At 47.4% G+C, this 1,622-nt stretch carries 1 protein-coding gene; it reads right to left on the bottom strand.

Going from position 1 to position 1,622, the window contains the following annotated elements; all coding sequences use genetic code 11:
- Positions 1-1,345 (bottom strand): IS110 family transposase (locus tag MJ769_RS00775; protein WP_239233940.1); only part of this gene is annotated, 1,345 nt, incomplete at its 3' end.
- Positions 1,346-1,622 lie beyond the last annotated feature (277 nt).

Below are 1,622 nucleotides of genomic sequence, written 5' to 3'. Positions count from 1 at the left end.
CATTTAAGACCAGTTTCATTCCCATTTTTTCAGCTTTTTGAGCTAGATGATGTAGCACTCGTTCGCGGTAGCGTTCTTCGTAGTATTCTTGCCCTTGATCGGTATATTCTTCGCCCTTGGTGAGCATCGTATAAATGAGTCTTGCCAATTTATGCGCTACTGCTGTAACTGCCTTTGGTTTATCCATGCGTGAGCACAGTCGGCGGTAATAAGCGCCTAGTGATGATTGACTGCGACGCAGGGATGCTGCCGCCAGTTTAAGTGCTTGCGCTGCGCGATTCACCACTTTCTTGGTTTTGCCACTCATCATTTTTCCACCAGTGATTTTGGTGCCAGGGCATAAACCAAGCCAACTCGTGAAATGGCCTGTGCTTGGAAAACGTCTCATGTCAGTGCCGGTTTCGGAAATCACTGCCATCGCGGTGGTGACGTTGATGCCATCAATGCGTGTCAAATCAACTCCACACACTTTGAATAGGCGGGTTCGCAAATCGTAAGCGGGTGCGTTGCGTGAGCCGCCTCTTTTTCCTTTGCCAGGTTCGCGATCGTGCATTTGCAACGCAATTAATTGCTGCTGAACTTCCTGATCACACTCGTCCAATTGTGTGCCGATAAAGTCAAATCGCCCCACTGCTTGCTTGAGAATAAACAGGTGTTCGGCGCGCCAATTGCCTTGTAAACTTTTGGCAATTTCATCTTCGCTTGCAACAATACGCCCATTGCGCATTTTTGCGAGCGTAACGCCATTGCGCTCGCCGGCAATAATCGCTCTGAGTATTTGTTGCCCCGTGGTGCCGACAATATCGGAAATAACATTGGCAAGCTGGATGTTCATTTGTGTCAGCGCTTTTTGCATATGTTGTACTTGACGAGCTTGGTCACGTAAAAGCATGCTGCGTTGCCGCCATAGGGAGCGTAAGACGCATATTTCTTCTGTGGGACGAAACGATCCGCTCAATAAACCATAGCTCATTAGTTGTTGCAACCATTGGCAATCAAGGACATCCGATTTACGACCAGAGACGTTCTTGACGTGACGCGCATTGACCAAAAAGACCGTAAAGCCACGCGATTCAAGTAACTCAAATAAGGGAATCCAGTACACGCCCGTGGACTCCATCGCGACCGTGTCAATTTTACATACGGCTAGCCAATCAGCAATCGCGTTGAGGTCACAAGTGAAACTTTTGAATTCACGTATTGGCTGATCATCCCTTTCCGGTGACACAGCAACAAAGTGTGCGCCACTGCCAATATCGATTCCAGCAGCATTGGGATGGGTGATATGAATACTTGCAGATGAAAGCTTAAGTTTGCTCGGCTGACGAGGTTTGCATTGAGACATTATTTCCTCCATAGTGGCATGAATACGATGGATAAAAATGACACTGCGTCGAGTACGTCGTCTTGCTCAATCTCTTAAACGGGATATCACTCAAAGGAAAACTCCCTTCAGAGATTCACCAATATCGATGACGTAACCCATAACCACGCTAACATTCGGGCAAATATGCACCATTGAACTAACGGCTTTTGCAGCGTCAATGCTACTGTGCCACAACTAATGATCTCTTGTTTCTTCGGCGCGATTTTCGGCAACCGCCGATTACTGCGCTAACATT

Source organism: Candidatus Nitrotoga sp. BS, assembly GCF_927797785.1.
GTDB lineage: Bacteria > Pseudomonadota > Gammaproteobacteria > Burkholderiales > Gallionellaceae > Nitrotoga.
The sequence above is the reverse complement of the archived record's forward strand: the minus strand, read 5'-3'. Positions and strand labels throughout refer to the sequence as shown.